Below are 17,105 nucleotides of genomic sequence, written 5' to 3' on the forward strand. Positions count from 1 at the left end.
ATTTTATTCATTTTATGCTTAGAAAATACAAAACAGCTAAGTTATTTGTAATTTTTTTGGTTGTAATTTTAGTTTTATCATTTAATCAAATTAACCATTTGCTATGTCAATCATTGACTTGGAATAGCCAAAAATCTTTAGCGGAAGCTAGATATAATTATGCAGAAGTATTACAGAAATCAATTTATTTTTACGAAGCCCAAAGATCAGGAAAACTACCAGCTAACAATCGAGTTACATGGCGTGGTGATTCCGGATTAAAAGACGGTTTTGATCAGGGTATTGACTTAACTGGCGGCTGGTATGATGCGGGAGATCATCTCAAACTTGGTTTTCCCATGGCGGCTTCAACCACTCTACTAGCTTGGGGAGTAATTGAATACGAAGATGCCTACAAACAGAGTGGTCAATATAACTACATGTTGGACAATCTCCGTTGGGTTAATGACTACTTTATCAAAGCTCACCCCTCACCTAATGTACTTTGGGGTCAGGTTGGTAAAGGCAGTTTAGATCATGCTTGGTGGGGGCCAGCTGAAGTAATGCCAATGGAGCGTCCCTCCTATAAAATAGATGCATCTTGTCCTGGTTCAGATTTAGCTGGAGAAACTGCAGCCGCCATGGCTGCTTCTGCCATTGTATTTAAAAATATTGATACTGATTATGCAAAAGTGCTACTCAGACATGCTCAGGAACTATATGACTTTGCCGATCAATATCAGGGAAAATATTCTGATTGTCTTACAGAAGCTAGCGACTTTTATCAATCAAAAAATGGATATGTTGATGAATTAATCTGGGGTGCTGCATGGCTTTATTTAGCAACTGATGACCAAAAATATCTTGATTTAGCCCAACAATATTATGCCCAATTAACTCAGCAACTAAATGGAGGAAAGTCTTATAATTGGACTCATACTTGGGATGATAAAACTTACGGTTCTTATGTGTTACTTGCAAAATTAACCGGTAAAGATGAATATATCCAAGATGCCGAGCGTTGGTTAAATTATTGGACTGATAGATGCAACAAAAAGGGGATATATTACACTCCCGGCGGTTTAGCATGGCTAGATGAATGGGGTTCGCTTCGCTATTCGGCAAAGACAGCATTCTTAGCTTTTATCTACGGTGATTGGGTTAAAGAACCCAATAAAAAAGAGAAATACCATGCTTTTGCAACAAGACAAATTAACTACATGCTTGGCTCAAATCCGCAGCAAAGAAGCTATGTAGTCGGTTTTGGCAATAATTATCCCACTCAACCTCACCATAGAACTGCCCATAGTTCCTGGGCTAATAGTAAGAGCATACCAAACCAATCCAGGCACATTATCTACGGAGCCATGGTTGGTGGCCCAGATAAAACTGATAATTTCCTCGACGAACGCTCTAATTTTAAGATGACAGAAGTTGCCACAGACTACAATGCTGGTTTAACTGGAGCCGTGGCAAAAATGTATAGTAAATATGGTGGAGAACCCTTAGCGAACTTTCCTGAACCAGAAAAAAGAGAAGATGAATTTTTTGTAGAATCTCAAGCGATTTTAGTTGGAGACAATGTTACTGAAATCAAGGCTATTATCTACAATAAATCTGCTTGGCCTGCCAGAATAGTTGAGAATCTATCCTTTAGATATTTTGTCAATATCGGTGAGATTGTTGCTGAAGCTTATCAGCCTTCAGAAGTAAAAGTCAATTTAGTGAATAACTCAGTAGGTTCCATTTCTCAACTTAAACCTTGGGACGAATCTCAGAATCTTTATTACATCCAGATTGATGTGGATGGTTCTCAACTCTACCCTGGAGGAGAAGAGCATTACAAAAAAGAAATTCAATTTAGGCTAAACAGCCCTAGCACAGTTTGGAACCCGGATAATGACTGGTCATATCAGGAAATGAGCGGTCAAAGTAGTTTAATCAAAACTATAAATATTCCAGTGTATGAGAAGGATAAATTAATTTTTGGTGCTGAACCAGATAAATAACAAAAGAATTAATGATGTGGTCTGTCTTTTGATCTAAAACTAAAGGTACGGTGTGGTACTGGAGTGTAAGATAGCAGACTAACCAGCATGCCTAAGGCATCTTACCTCTCGGCTATTGTGCCTACCAAAAGCATAAATCTTCAATATGCTGTGCCTTACCATCAAAAATTGGCAGAAATTCTCTAGTGATACCAGTTTATTAGATGTTTTTGCTATGCTTAACAAGAGAGCCATAGAGCTATTAATAAATCAAAACTGATAAGTATAAGACAATTTAAAACAGAGGAGAGAGTTAATGATACCTAAAACGCTGGTCATCTTAGGAATCGGAGCGGTAGTTGCAGCGTTAGCGCCACTTGCTCATGGTCAGTCATCTACCCCTACCAAGCTATCTAACTCCGATGATGATTCAGTGACTCTGTCTGGTGAATCACTCCGCACAGTAGAGGGACGCAGGCTATCGGGATCAGATTATCAATACTTCTCGCCTGAAGCATCTCAGGTAACGGGGGATGTCGAAGCAGTAAACGATAACTCTCAGCCCAGTTTTCGGATTAACGAAGATCTAAATCTAGAGTTAGTAGTGGGAGATACCCTCAATTCTCGCGAGGCTCTTGACTTATTTCCCAATGCCGGTGAACCTGGTGATCCTGAAAGAGTAAAGGTACAGGTTGAGTTGGGGCAATAGAATTCTGGGGTACTGGCAATTAGGCTAACACCAGCAGAGTTTTCTGGTTGCTACTAGTTTTTTTGTTGATTACAGCCGTGATTTAGGAAAAAAATTAACCGCAGATAGACACAGATAAAATAGGCAGTTATTGATCGAAGATTGCTAGCTTATCTAGATAAGCAAAGATGGATCTACTATCAAACAAATAGGGCGGGCATCGCCCACCCTAGGAAGTCAATCATCAATCATCTTGGCTCAGAAATTTTCGCGTTTAGCGATCGCATCCTTCATTTTTTCCAATACCTGGGATACTGGCATTGCTCCTAGTTCTCCAGAAGCACGGGTGCGAATGCTCAGACTATCCGACTCAACTTCCTTCGCCCCGACTACTGCCATTACGGGGATTTTAGCTTTCTCGGCATTGCGAATCGACTTACCCAGCCTTTCCCCACTAGTATCGGCTTGAGCTCGAACACCGAGTAGTTGCATTTTCTGTGCCACTTCTTGGGCAAAGGGCAACTGTTCCTCGCTCACTGGAATTAACCTGGCTTGTTCTGGCGCTAACCAGAAAGGAAAGTCTCCCGCATACTCCTCAATCAAAATGCCAATTAGCCTTTCTAGTGAGCCAAAAGGAGCGCGGTGAATCATTACCGGGCGCTTGCGAGTGCCATCCTCGGCGACGTACTCCAAATCAAAGCGTTCTGGCAATGTGTAGTCTACCTGAACTGTACCCAACTGCCACTCTCGATCTAGAGCATCATGGAAGATAAAATCTAGCTTCGGGCCATAAAAGGCGGCTTCACCAATACCCTCAAAGTGCTCCATCCCCAGGGTTTCCACTGCACTGCGGATGGCATTTTCTGCCTTATTCCATGCCTCATCGGAGCCGATATACTTATCAACATTTGGATCCCGAAAACTAAGCCTTGCTTGAAAGTTTTTCAGCTTCAAAGTTCCGAATACCGAGAGGGTTAAATCCACTACACTCAGAAATTCAGCATCAAGCTGTTCTGGCGTGACAAACAGGTGAGAGTCATCTTGAGTGAAACCTCGCACCCTGGTTAAGCCTCCCAGTTCTCCCGACTTCTCGTAGCGGTAAACTGTGCCAAATTCCGCCAGACGCAGCGGCAGTTCTCGGTAAGAGCGCAATTGACTCTTGTAGATTTGGATGTGGAAGGGGCAGTTCATTGCTTTGAGGACAAAGCCCTCATCTTCCGAATCACCCATCATCGGGAACAAGTCTTCTTGATACTTTTGCCAGTGTCCAGAAGTTTTGAATAACTCCACTCTACCAATGTGGGGTGTGACTACTGGTTGGTAGCCCCGCTTAAGCTGCTCTTGTTTGAGGAAGTCTTCCAGAATACCTCGCAACACGGCTCCTTTAGGCGTCCACAGGGGCAATCCTGGCCCCACCTGATCTGAGAAAATAAATAGCCCCAGTTCCTTACCCAGCTTCCGGTGGTCTCGTTTGAGAGCCTCTTCCTTACGACGCTTGTATTCCTTAAGCTGCTCCGGCGACTCCCAAGCGGTGCCGTAAATGCGCTGTAGCTGAGCTTTCGTCTCGTCACCGCGCCAGTAAGCACCTGCAAGACTTTCTAATTCAATCGCTTTTGGGTTCAAATCAGCCGTGCTTTCCACATGGGGCCCAGCGCATAAATCCCACCATTCATCCCCTAAGTGATAAATCGTGATCGGATCTTCTAGTCCTTCGAGGATTTCTAACTTATAAGGTTCACCCAACTCTTTAATGCGGCTTTCTGCTTCTTGGCGACTTACCTCTTCCCGAATTATTGGCAGTTTGCGCTTGAGGATCTTGTCCATCTCTTTTTTGATGGCTTTGAGATCTTGCTCGGTGAATGGTTCAGGTTTGTCGAAATCGTAATAAAAACCATTCTCAATCCAAGGGCCGATTGTTACCTGTGTCTCCGGAAAAAGCTTCTGCACCGCCATTGCCATGACATGGGAAGTTGTGTGACGAATTTTTTTGAGCGACTCCGATTCGCTGGTACGAGGCAATTTGATTTTTTCAGGCTGTTCTGGAGCTTCTAAATTGGACATCGGGGATTATTCCATTGAATTGAGAGGTTTCGCGACTCCACTCCCAAAGGGAGATTGGTCTTGAGCGTAGCCTAACGACTATGATTGCTATTTTCTGCTTCTATGATACCGAGGTTATTTTTCTAGTGGAAACTCAGGAAATGTTAACCTGTATGTCACAAAATGTAAAAAAATGTAAATAGCGTTAACATAGAAGGTAGGAAGATAATCTATTTTAAGATCATGTCAGAGTCCCAGTCGGCAGAGCAAGAACTTCTCAAGAAGCTACTGAAGCCGCTATTAGAAGATTTTCAATATTGGTTTTCTAGATCACGCTCTTTATTAGAAAATGAAGGTATTACCTTTTTAACCGAGGAGCAACAATCTGATTTACTGGCGCGAGTCAAGCAAGCCCAGCAGGAAGTCAGCACCGCAGCCATGCTGTTTGAAGCAACTGGTGGTCAAGTAGGTGTAGAAACTGCCACTCTCATGCCGTGGCACTGTCTGTTGAGTGAGTGCTGGAAAGTAGGGATGCGGTGGCGTTCCATGGCTGCCCATAGACAAAGCTCAGAAGCACCGAAGGATAATTAACTTTGATCTCCCAGATAGAGGAAATCACTAGTTGCCTTTGATAAGCTGAGCCATCTATAGCGATTCTCAATTAGATAAGGTACGAAATCCTAAGCCTTAGAGAGCGGGGAAGATACCTAATCGAGAGCAGAAGCGGTACGACGCTCAAAAAGCAGCTTCTTTACCAGAGGAAATTGACAAACTATTAATTGCGGAGGACAAAGCCATGTTACATTTACTTTACCTGATCGCCTTTACTGCCATAGCGTTGCTAGCAATTGGCAACCTACTGCGTAGCCTGTTTACACTAAGCATAGATTCCCAGCGTCGTTACCCATCTACAGGAAGGTCCCAAGCAGATTGGGGTCGCCAGCAAGTACCGTATTCTCGACCTTCCTATGGTTCTGTACCACACCCGGAACTGTTGGATGAGACAGGTAGACCAATTAACGAGCCATTGTTAGTCATGCGATCGCTAACGGTAGAAGATGCACGTCAGCATTTAGATGCTCTCTACGATTCATCTCCGAGCAATAGCGCCGGAACGCAAGAAGAAAGCTGAGAGCTTCTGTAAAATCATCTTTAAGCCTTATTTTAAGGAAGTTTAGAGCTTGGCAATACCCTGCGACGCTAAGCTCAAATAGTAATGGTAATTTTGACTCACGATAAGTTTAGTTAACATTCCACTCTAGTTTAAGTTTAATCAACCCCCAGTATCAGTTAGTTGGAAGTTCGGGTTCCCAGAATCTGAGGTGTACGCAGCAAAGCTACCGCTTGCGATAGCGGTTGCGTATCTCATTACGAATACTCCAGCGTAAGTTATTTAAGTTTTCCCACAAAGCTCTGAGCATTAGTACAGCAAATGTTAAGCCAGTGGTGCCAAGAACTACGGCTTGGGTTATTTTATCGGGGGCACCACCAACAAAAAAAATCAGACCAAAAACCGCACCAACAACTGCAGCAATTATTGCTGCTTTCACTGCTTCCCAGAGGATAAAACCAAGGGCAATTAGTAGTGAGTGAAATCCAGATAAAAAGACGCCGACTGCCTTGGTGAGTTCGTATCCGTAATTCCAAAGGAACCAACTACTCAAAGCGATCGCCGCAAAAATCAGAGCTACATTAATAATCCACATGGAAATCTTCTACAGCGGTTCTTCTTCAGTGTCGCCGTTGAAACTGCTTTTTTGAGAACCGACGGCACTTCCCTAGCACATCCCCGGTTAAAAAAACTTAAAAAATCTAACTAGAAGCTGATTTGCCCTCAAAAGCCAAGCTGATAAGCTCAGAGGACATTCTCTAACTGCAAGGACATTAGTGTTTCTGTGAATAACTATATTCTTTGCCTGTTGGTCGTGGGACTGCTCTTGCTTGTAGTTACCCTTTGCTCCGGCTGGATTTCCCGCCTACCACTTTCCTATGCCCTAATCTACCTGCTTGTCGGTATTTTCCTGGGACCATATGGCATTAAGCTGATTCAATTACGACCAGGTGCAGAGTTTGTCGAAAGACTGACAGAATTCGTTGTTATTGTCTCAGTCTTTGGTTGCGGTTTGAAGATGAATCGCCCTCTTTGGAAATGGAAAGTAACGACGCGACTCATTGGCTTTTTGATGCCAATTTCGATTTTAGCCCTTGCCGTTGCCTGTCATTGGCTTCTAGGCTTCGGCTGGGGAGCTGCAGTTTTGCTGGGAGCAATTTTGGCACCGACTGACCCGGTTTTAGCTTCAGAGGTGCAGCTAGCAAATGTTGAAGATCAGGATGAGTTACGATTTGGTCTAACTTCTGAAGGCGGTTTAAATGATGCTCTTGCTTTCCCATTTGTCTATTTCGGAATCTACTTGCTCAAAGATAACAACTGGGAGAACTGGTTCAGGCAATGGGTAGTAGTTGATCTCTTCTGGGCGATCACAGTAGGTATTGTTATGGGAATTGTGGTAGCCAAAAGCATCGTCTGGATTGACAAGCAACTGCAAGGAAAACAACCAGCAGATGATTTGATCGAGGACTTCGTTGCTCTTAGTACCATTCTGCTTACCTACTCGCTGACAGAATTAATCAATGGCTATGGGTTTCTCGCCGTTTTTGTCGCAGGTTTTATCGTACAGAACAGCTATTACCACGATCAAGAAAAGCGCCTTGCTCAACTGGAGTTCACGGAGCAAGTGGAAAAGCTGCTGGAGATTGTCACCATTCTGTTACTGGGTTCTCTGCTGCTAGTTGAGCCTTTGGTGAAGTATGCGGGTCAAGGCTTGCTGGTGGCTGTCTTGCTGTTCTTTATAGTTCGACCTGTTGGGGTTTTGCTCAGTATGCTTGGCTCTAGTTTACCCCAACCAACCCGTTGGCTTTTTGGCTGGTTTGGAATTCGTGGTGTCGGTTCTCTGTACTATTTAACCTATGCTTTAGGTCAAGGCTTAGAACCCGAAATCGTAGAGCAGATTGGCTGGATCACCTATATTGTGGTCTGCCTTTCGGTGATTTTACATGGAGTGAGCGCCACACCTCTGATGGATTGGTATGAACACCGCTTCAAATCTTAGGAAGGGAAAAGTTGTCGTGTTCTACTAGGGAGTATTGGATAACTCAACGTTACTGCCTAAAATTAGTAGACTCATCAAAACCAAGATAGCCTCAACCACTGAGGCTTTATCCGTGGGATCTACTATAACGATGGGAGGTCGCTTTTTACCATTCATATAGCCTAAAGCCATCATAATCTCCTCCTGAGAGCGTGCTCCTAGGCAATCGGTATGAGTTATACCAATGACCATGGGTACTTGCGCCCGTTGGTTCATAAAAGAGATAATCTGACGAGCTGAGATGAAATCACCAGGTCTATGAGCTGCAACCAGTAGGATATAGTTGTGTGCTCTACGAATCAGCATATCCCACATAAAATTAAAGCGGGCTTGACCAGGAGTTCCATAGATATGTAGCTCTAGATCCGGGCCGAGTACTAGTCGACCAAAGTCGAAGGCAACGGTAGTTCTTTTTTTATACAGGGATGTCGCATCTGTAGCTCTACGGTCTGTGTCCACGACTTCAATATCACTGAGCGTCCGCACAAACGTAGACTTTCCGGCTCCTGGAGTCCCCGCTACTACTGAACGCATGAATTTCATGAGATTTTGCTCCACCAAAAATCACCGGGGAATATTTCTTGAGTAAAGTTTCGTTTTGCCTTGAGAATATACACTAGTATTTCTTTTATATTGCTTGGAGATCACTCTCTAGATTTTTTTAGGGCAAAAATCACTTAGTTTTTTAAGAGAAAGCTTTAAGGATTAACTTTCATAGATTAAGTGTCCTTAAACTATGAGTCTAAGAGACTTGTCAAGAGAACTAGAGCTTCTAGAGTTGAGGTTTTGTCACGGGGATTAACGTTGATAAATAAAGGTCGATTTTCTTCATTTATATAACCTAGAGAATTCATAATTTCCTCTGGAGATAATGCTTCTGGACAATCCATATGGGTTAGACCAATCAGCATCGGAATTTGTACTCGCTGATTGATAAACGAGAGAATCTCACGAGTTGGCTGGAAAACATTGGGTTGATTAGCTGCTACCAGTACAATGTAGGCAGAAGCTGCGTGAATCAAAATATCCCACATGAAATCAAAGCGGGATTGGCCAGGAGTGCCGTAGATGTGCAAATCTAGCTGGGAACTAAGCCGCACTTGACCAAAATCTAAAGCAACGGTAGTTTTTTCCTTCAAAGGGAGTATTTGATCAGTGATTTTGCGTTCTATTGCTATTACTTCAAGTTCACTGACAGTCTTGACAAAGGTAGACTTACCAACCCCTACAGTACCCGTCACTACTATACGCTGACTTTCCATATAATTGTGTTGTGACAAAAATCATAAAAGTTTATCGCTTCCAGAATTACTTTTTTTGGTGAAAGCTGGAGTAAAATTAGACAGGGGCTTGCTTGGTTCGATGCTTTTCATCATCTAACTAATAAATTCATAAACCAAAATATCAGTTAGATGATGAAAATATTGCATCAATATTACTCTCAATTAATTGAATTAATTACACACAAATCACCATTAATTGTGCACATAATTACCAGACTAAATTACAGTAAAATAGTTTTCAATTCAGAGAGAGTGCGCTTAATTTCTAGCATCAAGATACCCTGTTTAGCGACCTTACTAGCTAGAACCAGAAATACTGCATCCTCACCACAGCTAGTCAAAATGCTGAAGCCTTCCTCTCCTTCGACATAGATTCGATCTATAGCACCTCTGGCGAGTTCTTTACCAATGCGATCGCCAAGAGACAACATAGCAGCAGACATCGCTGATACCCTTTCGTCGTCCATGCTACCTGGCAAGGAAGAAGCTAGAGGTAAGCCATCTGGAGTGACAATAGCAGCACCCTGAACATCATTAGTTGTTGTGACGAAGTTTTGTAGAATCTGCCCAAGCTTTTCTGAACTAATTGCCATAATTTTATTCCTGCTTAAATTTTATAGTTAGTGCTTCACTGTTAACTCGTATTCTTATTAGCTAGCATCTAAAACTTACCTGAAGCTTGTACTAACTAATAAAAAGCTTTCTTAAGAGTTTTCTTGACTCTCTAATCAACCGAGGAGTTTGTACTCCAAGACATCACAAGTGTCGCCCCGTAGGACAGACTCTATTTGCTTACCTCGCAAGCGCTTGCCTAAGAATATTTCGAGAAATCCTTGAATTGCTCCTAGAGTATAAGTACATTCTCTTGACGAACCTTCTGGTTCACCAGTAGAGCAGACTGTTTCTCGCGTATATACTCTATAAGAATCGCCTTCTTGTTGCATCTTTTCTATAATGCATAGACGAGTTCCATCCTTGCCTAAAATATCCCTAATTTTAGCTTCGACTTCTTCTATAGATATTTCTTGGCCCTTGTTAACTAAACCTAGTTCTTCTGCTAGAGTTTTGCCTCTTTGGCGGCCAGCAGAAATTAGAGCAATAGCAGCAGCTTTTTCGCCTAATGCCTCTTCTATACCAGTGACAACGGCTTTAAAACAAACAACACTGCTGAATCCTCCTAATTCTGTGCGTAAAGCATTTGGTATTGTATTCATAACAAAAAACTCCTTATTTTTAGTTTTTAAGTCTCTCTTTTACTAGTTAATTGATAGGTAGTGCAACCTTTAAAATGTCTTCGCTAATAACGGTAAATTGATGCCAACGACTACCGTTAATTTTGTATAAAAGCGCGAAGCCTAACTATAGTAAAATAGTTTTCAATTCAGAGAGAGTGCGCTTAATTTCTAGCATCAAGATACCCTGTTTAGCGACCTTACTAGCTAGAACCAGAAATACTGCATCCTCACCACAGCTAGTCAAAATGCTGAAGCCTTCCTCTCCTTCGACATAGATTCGATCTATAGCACCTCTGGCGAGTTCTTTACCAATGCGATCGCCAAGAGACAACATAGCAGCAGACATCGCTGATACCCTTTCGTCGTCCATGCTACCTGGCAAGGAAGAAGCTAGAGGTAAGCCATCTGGAGTGACAATAGCAGCACCCTGAACATCATTAGTTGTTGTGACGAAGTTTTGTAGAATCTGCCCAAGTTTTTCTGAACTAATTGCCATAATTTTATTCCTGCTTAAATGTCATACTCGGTGGTTCACGATTAAGTCGTATTTTTTGCAACTGTCGCTGAGATTTACATAGAACCTGCACCACTTTTAATCAGACGCTGAAAGAGACCTTCTGTCCAACCAGTTTCTCTAAGAACAGCAGCTGAACTTACTTCTACGTAGGCTTGTTCGATGAAAGCTAAATCAATCATGCAAATTCGGCTAAGAGCGTCCAGCATTTCCTGGTTTTTATTTTCTTCTCTTACGCGTTTGCCAACTGCGTGAATAACCACTGCCATGGCGGGGATAACGTGTTGAGGACCAATACCAATTTGTACATGTACTAGACCAATACGCCAGCGACGGTCAGCATAACCGTTTCCCCAGTCATCCATGCCTGTAAACATTTCGTGAAACCATTGAACAAAGGTTTCACGCAGGCGATGTGTTCGCCCTTCTTTAGCATTCATAATGGCATCCATTTCTTCATCACGACCTAGATAGTCGTAGAAATGATCTGCCATTAAGGGAGCAATTTCTTTGCCCCAGTCTGCGTTAGCTTTCAAAATATTTTTGTCTTCCTCTGTAAAAGCAACACGCTTTTCCATAAGGCTCATAAATGCATGGGGATCTAAGCTCATGATATTTAATTCTTAGTGAGATTACTTCCTACAGTTCTAGCAATTTTTTATTTTAATGTCTGCTTTTTCTTTAAACTTTAGATGTTTTTTTTATTAAGTTAATTAGTGGTTTTTTTTTGGAGACAGATAAGTAAATCTATGGCAATACTCTAGAAATATTATTAATTAATACCTCTAGCAGCTATCAGTCAAATACTGGTGTTCGATTAAATTAAAGAGTCTCAGTAAAGCAAGGTTTTCTTTTTGTTTAGATTCTAGAGTGAGAAGCGAAGGATATTACTTATTAATCTTTTCAGGAGTTAAGGATTAAATCCGGAAGGTTTTGTGAGTCTGTCAATCATCTTAGCTCAGTCTGTATTTATGACTGATATATTTATCAAGACAACTGAACAAAGTAGTAGCTCATTTATTGTGTCAGTATCTTAATACTTCGGAGCTTTCGGCATTTTTTTGATGTTTCGATCCCGTTAAACAACGATTAGTTGTTTAACATTAAATAATGTAAACATAAACAACTCTTAAATTGTTTATGTTTATTGATTGACCAGGAACCTAATTCCAGTTGCAGCCTAAAAACTAATCTTGATATCTCGGTTTTCCATGGTTTGTTGAAATAACTTAGTAGAAAGTGCTTGTTCGACAGGCCAAACACCCACTTTGTTAAGTTGATTGGTAAGCATTAACTCTGCAATACTGCCGGTGCCAGCGCCAGCAGCTACTGCTGTATTCTCATGCACTAAAGTTGAGCAAACACTGACAAACTTGCCGTCTTTTTGACCCTCAACTTCGGAGCGAATAGCAACACCAATACCACTAAAGCGATCGCTCACATTCGTCATCCGGTAGCTAACTTGAGACAAAAACTCAATACCACCAGGATTTTTCAACCAAGAAGAGGGAAAGATATGAGCAGCAATCCAGGTAAGATGATTATAAAAATCAGGAATAGAACCGAACTTGGTAATCACCGTTTTCACAGGAAAAGAATCAACTAGAGTGAAAGCTTCTGGCATATCAAACCAGTAAACACCGACATTGCCATAAGGAGCCGGAAGTTTAATTTTTTCCCGATTACTATAAGGTTTTACTATTTGCCACCGATTATCTATCCAAGCTTCAAAAGGCTCTTGTAAACCGAGAAATGTAGTTCGCATTACTGTAACTCCAGCACCACCAGAACCTGCTACTACATAGCTCAAATGAATCTTTTCTGGCTGGTCAAGTCGTTCAACATCATGACGCACCATGCTGTTAGAAATACCAGGAAAAATACCAGAATTAACAATTGCCGTGATACCAGCAGTTGTAGCCTGTTCACTTAAGGCTAAAGCTTTGCGAGTAAAGGCACGGTTATCACTGACATCTAAATAATTGACGCCTTGTTCGATGCAAAGTTGCAGAACGCTAGCATCTCGATAAAGAAATGGCCCGGCGCAGTGAATCACTAAGTTATGAGCAGCGATCGCATCCCTTAAACTCTCCCGATCTGCTAACTCTAATACAAGAAACTGTGCTCGTGTTTCCCCCTGTTGTCTAGCAGTGACTTCAGGTATCGCCTGACGCCCTGTAACTGTGATTTGCGCCTGGGTATGATTAATTAGGTCTTGTGCTACACAGCTACCAATTCTACCTCGTCCCCCCAGAATTAAAACCCGGTCTGTCATCGTTTCTGCATTAGTAACATCACACATTGAAGCTTACCAAGCCGAGTGAAAAAGCAGATTAAAAATATTCTGCCTAAGTAGGACTTGACCTTAGCTTTAAAGAAGGACTAACAATTTGCTGATTTTGGGAGTAATGACAACTTGAGACAAAATTTGCAGTACCTATACCTTAATTTGGTCTCATTCTTTAAAAGAAAAGGGACTTTTAATTGTAGACTCTGTTACTGATTTCAGGTAGCTACCAGCATCTTTTAACCTGCTGCTAAAAGGCTCCTGACTACTGAGAAATACCCTAGCGCAATTGCGTCCCGGCATTCCAGAAATAGAACCGCCGGGATGAGTACCAGCACCTGTGAGAAATAAGCCCTCAATTGGAGTCTTGTAGTTAGCAATTTCCGGTAAGGGGCGCAAAAAGATCATTTGATCAAGCGTCATGTCGATGTGGTAATAATTCCCTTTGTAAGCACCCAGCCGCGCTCCCAATTCCGCTGGACTTTCCACACGACGAGCCATAATCGCGTTTTTGATATTGGGCGCGTAATCTGCTAACTTATCAATCACGCGGTCAGCAACTTTATTTTTTAGTTCATCCGTCCAGCCTGTACCATTTAAGCCCGTCCCCTCTGCCCCAGCAATTTGATAAGGGGCGAAGAACTCAATCCACAATGTATGCTTGTCAGCCGGAGCCATTGATGGGTCTAGTACTGTTGGCACAACTAGATACATTGAGGGATTAGAGTCGGGGATTTGTCCCATCTGCGGTAGGGCGTGCGCCTCTTCTACATGAGTCATCGAGTCGGCAATGAGCACTGAACCAATTAGGTTCTCGTCTTGGTGATTGAAACCTTCAAAGCGAGGAACCTCTGAGAGAGCACAGTCAATTTTAAGAATTGTTTCATTATTGTTGACTATACGTCGTTCTAATCTTTCTCGTAGCTGAGGATCTGCTGAATCAACATCAGCCTGGTCTACCAGTTGCAGAAATAAGCGTCTAGCATCAATGTTAGAAATCACCCCTTTCTGGGCGCGATACTCCGTGCCATTAGCAACTCTTACCCCTACAGCTCGACCCTGATCAATTAAAACCTGCTTAACTGGTTGCTCGCACAAAACAACGCCCCCTTGAGCTTTAACTAGCTTGAATAAAGCTTGGGTGAGTGCACCAGTACCACCACGGGGTCTTGCCATGCCAGGATTATGGCGCAGCGACATCATCATTGCTCCAATGGCACTAGTTTTTTGGGAAGGAGGTACACCCAACTCAGCAGCAAGTCTTGCTAGTGGTGCTTTGAGAAATTCTGAGTCAAACCACTCATTGAGAATATCTTCTGGACTAGTGATCATTGTGCGTAACCAGTCCAAGGTTTTATTAACGCCGCCAATCACAGAGAAGATGCTTTGAATATTTTTGAGGCGATAGTTGCCCAAAATATCAATTATTGACTGGGGTGGTGCATTGAACATGGGAGCAATTGCTTGAGTGACGCGCTGCCAGTAATCTGTGTACTCGGCATATTTTTGGGCGTCGCGATCGCTATAGCGGGCAATTTCCCCACAAGTTTTCTCTACAGAACGGTGAGCCAAGAAATATTTCCCATCAGGATGAGGGCAAAAAACAACAGGGTCACAATAGAGATATTCCAGTCCATACTTTGTCAACTCTAATTCCTCAACCACTGGCCCGAGATGAATAAATTCGTGGTCGATGGCGCAGAGGTTGAACTTAAAACCGGGTGCCGACTCTGGCATCACTTCCTCTGTCGTTGCCGCACCACCGGGAACAGAGCGTGATTCTAGTAATAGCACGCTGTAACCTGCTTTGAGCAGGTAAGCTGCTGAGACGAGTCCATTGTGACCAGCGCCAATAATAACTACATCGTAAGATTGCATGAGTAAGGTCTGAAAGACGGACTATTCCCTGATTGTAAAGAAAATTAAAGCTTTGGTTGGTAAATATTTTAAGCAGACCTTATACAAGAGAGTGCAATTGGTTATCTCTCTTGCTTGTATAAGGTATTTGGATAATTCCACCAGCTAAGAAACATCTATTATTGAAACAAACCTACTGATTTGCTGAAAATATCCTGAAAGGTAGAAATTTCATCCGTAAGCAATAGAGTATCGGGATTTGAAGTGAGATTTACTCACTTTTTAGCGAACGTCAGGAGCTAGGTGCTGGCTGTAAACCAGTTGTCACAGCTATACTGGCAAAGTCTGGAGTTTCGTGAATTAGTAATTCTTTGTATATGAGTACTGTGGTTAAAGTTGTTCGACCCTCTGGCATCTTAGACAGCACGAAAGCTAGTCAATTTCGTCAAGATATTGCCAACCTAGTTGAATCTAATGTTGATATCGTGTTGATTGATTTCTCTGACGTTAACTTTATGGATAGTTCTGGCTTAGGGGCGCTTGTCCTGGCACTAAAAACTGTTCGTGCCGCCGGTAGAAAGCTCTATATTTGCTCTGTCAATGAACAAATAAAAATGTTATTTGAGCTAACTAGCATGGATCGTGTCTTTGAAATCTATCCTTCAAGAGAAGAATTTGATATGGCTCTTGCTTCTGCCAGCTAATTACCATCGCTATTGTCGATCTGGTGTTAGTTAAAGTGAATTTCTAGTAAGGACAAATCATCATCAAAATCGTCTTTGGGATTGACGTCTTTAAGAGAATGTAATACCCGGTCTAAGTTGAAGGTACTGTTGTTTCTACAGTCTACAAGTAGCTTAATAAATGGCTCAAGTCCCCAGACATGACCATCGGGTTGATTGATCTCGTAAATCCCATCACTGAATATATACAGGGTGCTAGTTTCAGTGACTTCGCAATAAGCATCAACGTAATCAGCATCAGGGAACATACCGACAGGTAAGCCTACAGTTTTAAGACGCTTCACCTGAATAAAAGAACTAGTTTCCCCTGAGAGCAAGACAGCTGGTGGGTGTCCTGCACTAGCGTAAATTAGTTGTCGCTTGACTCGGTTATATACTCCGTACCAGATGGTGAAGTACTTATCGTTGCGCTGAGTCATCTGGAACATTTCATTGAGTCCTCGAAGGACATCACTGGGTTGGTAGTAATTAATTTTAGGAAGTGCTCGCGACTTGAGCATGTTTAACACAGAAAGAGTAGGCAAGGCAGCTCGCAAGCCATGTCCAGAAGCATCGAGCAAATAAATCGCTAAATTTTCTGCATCAAGCCAGTAATAATCAAAGCCATCACCGCCTAGTTGTCGAGAGGGTATGAAGCGAGAATCTATGGTGACTGGTGGTTCTACCATACGATCTGGCAGAATAGAACTTACATATTCGGCAGCTTCAGCTAATTCTGTTTCCAAAAGCTGCTTTTGGTTTTTTAAATCGCGGCTGAGTTGATGTAACCTCAAGCCTGCTCTTACTCTTGCCTTCAATTCAGGCATTTCAATTGGCTTGCAGACAAAATCATCAGCGCCAGCATCCAACCCTTTAACCCGATCCTCAATGCCCCCCAGAGCCGTCAATAGAATAAATATAGTAGTCGAAAGTTCTGGTGTTGCCTTGACTTGGCGACAAACTTCCAGTCCATTCATACGTGGCATTATCCAATCGCAAAGAACTAATGCTGGGCGTAAGTGGCGTGCTTTTTCCAGGCCATCTTCGCCGTTACTAGCAACTGAAACTTCGTAACCCTGGTTATGTAATGTCCGTTTCAGCAAAGTCTGAATAGCGGGATCATCATCGATAATCAAAATTTGGCTCATGGCGTTGAGGTACTACAATTTACTCCGGGATTGACAGATGCACTTCCTGAGGCAAAGGAACAAAGTTTTCCTGCCATTGCGAACAAGCATTAGAGACTCAGCACAACCACACTGCTACCGATGGGATGTAAAGCCCTGCTCATAATTTTCAGGAATCTTCCTGGGACAGAAACAAAGTTCACTTGAATGTAGTTTAGTCATAAGACGATCAGGCT

At 42.4% G+C, this 17,105-nt stretch carries 17 protein-coding genes; 6 read left to right on the forward strand and 11 right to left on the reverse strand.

The features are described 5' to 3' along the window. The first annotated feature begins 14 nt into the window (after window positions 1-14). Together ACT7WV_RS14400 and ACT7WV_RS14405 are read left to right on the forward strand one after the other, a co-directional pair. Complete coding sequence (locus tag ACT7WV_RS14400; RefSeq protein WP_445103542.1) at window positions 15-1,988, forward strand: glycoside hydrolase family 9 protein; 1,974 nt, start codon at window positions 15-17, stop codon at window positions 1,986-1,988. Between the two features lie 295 nt (window positions 1,989-2,283). Continuing rightward, entirely contained in the window at window positions 2,284-2,676 is a 393-nt protein-coding gene (locus ACT7WV_RS14405; RefSeq protein ID WP_445103543.1) for a hypothetical protein, read from the forward strand. Between the two features lie 237 nt (window positions 2,677-2,913). Here the strand turns inward: ACT7WV_RS14405 and thrS are convergent, their stop codons facing one another. Next, complete coding sequence (gene thrS, locus ACT7WV_RS14410) at window positions 2,914-4,716, reverse strand: threonine--tRNA ligase (protein WP_445103544.1); 1,803 nt, start codon at window positions 4,714-4,716, stop codon at window positions 2,914-2,916. A 222-nt stretch (window positions 4,717-4,938) separates the two neighbouring features. On the opposite strand from thrS, the gene ACT7WV_RS14415 reads away from it, so the two are divergent. Both ACT7WV_RS14415 and ACT7WV_RS14420 read left to right on the forward strand, forming a co-directional pair. Beyond that, window positions 4,939-5,286 carry a DUF2605 domain-containing protein gene (locus ACT7WV_RS14415; RefSeq protein WP_445103545.1) on the forward strand — a complete coding sequence of 116 codons (348 nt, stop codon included), beginning with the start codon at window positions 4,939-4,941 and terminating at the stop codon, window positions 5,284-5,286. 205 nt (window positions 5,287-5,491) lie between these two features. After that, window positions 5,492-5,827, forward strand: a complete 336-nt coding sequence (locus ACT7WV_RS14420; RefSeq protein WP_445103546.1) for a DUF2973 domain-containing protein — start codon at window positions 5,492-5,494, stop codon at window positions 5,825-5,827. A gap of 205 nt (window positions 5,828-6,032) precedes the next feature. Here the strand turns inward: ACT7WV_RS14420 and ACT7WV_RS14425 are convergent, their stop codons facing one another. After that, window positions 6,033-6,401 carry a hypothetical protein gene (locus tag ACT7WV_RS14425; protein WP_445103547.1) on the reverse strand — a complete coding sequence of 123 codons (369 nt, stop codon included), beginning with the start codon at window positions 6,399-6,401 and terminating at the stop codon, window positions 6,033-6,035. A 189-nt stretch (window positions 6,402-6,590) separates the two neighbouring features. Here ACT7WV_RS14425 and ACT7WV_RS14430 point away from each other — a divergent pair, with 189 nt between their 5' ends. Beyond that, window positions 6,591-7,805 (forward strand): cation:proton antiporter, encoded by a 1,215-nt coding sequence (locus ACT7WV_RS14430; protein ID WP_445103548.1) that lies wholly within the window; start codon window positions 6,591-6,593, stop codon window positions 7,803-7,805. A 24-nt stretch (window positions 7,806-7,829) separates the two neighbouring features. Here ACT7WV_RS14430 and ACT7WV_RS14435 read toward each other — a convergent pair whose 3' ends face one another. The 8 genes from ACT7WV_RS14435 to crtO all read right to left on the reverse strand — a co-directional run bounded on the left by ACT7WV_RS14435 (window position 7,830) and on the right by crtO (window position 15,041). Next, window positions 7,830-8,387: a GTP-binding protein gene (locus ACT7WV_RS14435; RefSeq protein ID WP_445103549.1), complete on the reverse strand. Its 558-nt coding sequence runs from the start codon at window positions 8,385-8,387 to the stop codon at window positions 7,830-7,832. 191 nt (window positions 8,388-8,578) lie between these two features. Then, entirely contained in the window at window positions 8,579-9,106 is a 528-nt protein-coding gene (locus ACT7WV_RS14440; protein ID WP_445103550.1) for a GTP-binding protein, read from the reverse strand. Between the two features lie 242 nt (window positions 9,107-9,348). After that, on the reverse strand, window positions 9,349-9,720 hold the full coding sequence (locus ACT7WV_RS14445) for a roadblock/LC7 domain-containing protein (protein ID WP_445103551.1): 372 nt from the start codon (window positions 9,718-9,720) through the stop codon (window positions 9,349-9,351). Between the two features lie 135 nt (window positions 9,721-9,855). Then, window positions 9,856-10,341 carry a hypothetical protein gene (locus ACT7WV_RS14450; protein ID WP_445103552.1) on the reverse strand — a complete coding sequence of 162 codons (486 nt, stop codon included), beginning with the start codon at window positions 10,339-10,341 and terminating at the stop codon, window positions 9,856-9,858. 145 nt (window positions 10,342-10,486) lie between these two features. Then, window positions 10,487-10,858: a roadblock/LC7 domain-containing protein gene (locus tag ACT7WV_RS14455; RefSeq protein ID WP_445103551.1), complete on the reverse strand. Its 372-nt coding sequence runs from the start codon at window positions 10,856-10,858 to the stop codon at window positions 10,487-10,489. Window positions 10,859-10,932: 74 nt separating this feature from the next. Next, the gene (locus ACT7WV_RS14460) at window positions 10,933-11,487 is read right to left on the reverse strand and encodes a protoglobin domain-containing protein (RefSeq protein WP_463424171.1); all 555 of its coding nucleotides are present in this window, start codon (window positions 11,485-11,487) and stop codon (window positions 10,933-10,935) included. Between the two features lie 569 nt (window positions 11,488-12,056). Further along, window positions 12,057-13,151 carry a saccharopine dehydrogenase family protein gene (locus tag ACT7WV_RS14465; RefSeq protein ID WP_445105657.1) on the reverse strand — a complete coding sequence of 365 codons (1,095 nt, stop codon included), beginning with the start codon at window positions 13,149-13,151 and terminating at the stop codon, window positions 12,057-12,059. A 180-nt stretch (window positions 13,152-13,331) separates the two neighbouring features. Next, complete coding sequence (gene crtO / locus ACT7WV_RS14470) at window positions 13,332-15,041, reverse strand: beta-carotene ketolase CrtO (RefSeq protein ID WP_445103554.1); 1,710 nt, start codon at window positions 15,039-15,041, stop codon at window positions 13,332-13,334. Window positions 15,042-15,397: 356 nt separating this feature from the next. On the opposite strand from crtO, the gene ACT7WV_RS14475 reads away from it, so the two are divergent. Beyond that, a complete protein-coding gene (locus ACT7WV_RS14475; protein WP_445103555.1) occupies window positions 15,398-15,724 on the forward strand; it encodes an STAS domain-containing protein in 327 nt (108 codons plus the stop codon). Between the two features lie 26 nt (window positions 15,725-15,750). On the opposite strand, the gene ACT7WV_RS14480 is transcribed toward ACT7WV_RS14475, so the two are convergent. Beyond that, complete coding sequence (locus ACT7WV_RS14480; RefSeq protein ID WP_445103556.1) at window positions 15,751-16,890, reverse strand: PP2C family protein-serine/threonine phosphatase; 1,140 nt, start codon at window positions 16,888-16,890, stop codon at window positions 15,751-15,753. Window positions 16,891-17,105 lie beyond the last annotated feature (215 nt).

Source organism: Symploca atlantica LB2515 (assembly GCF_052546295.1).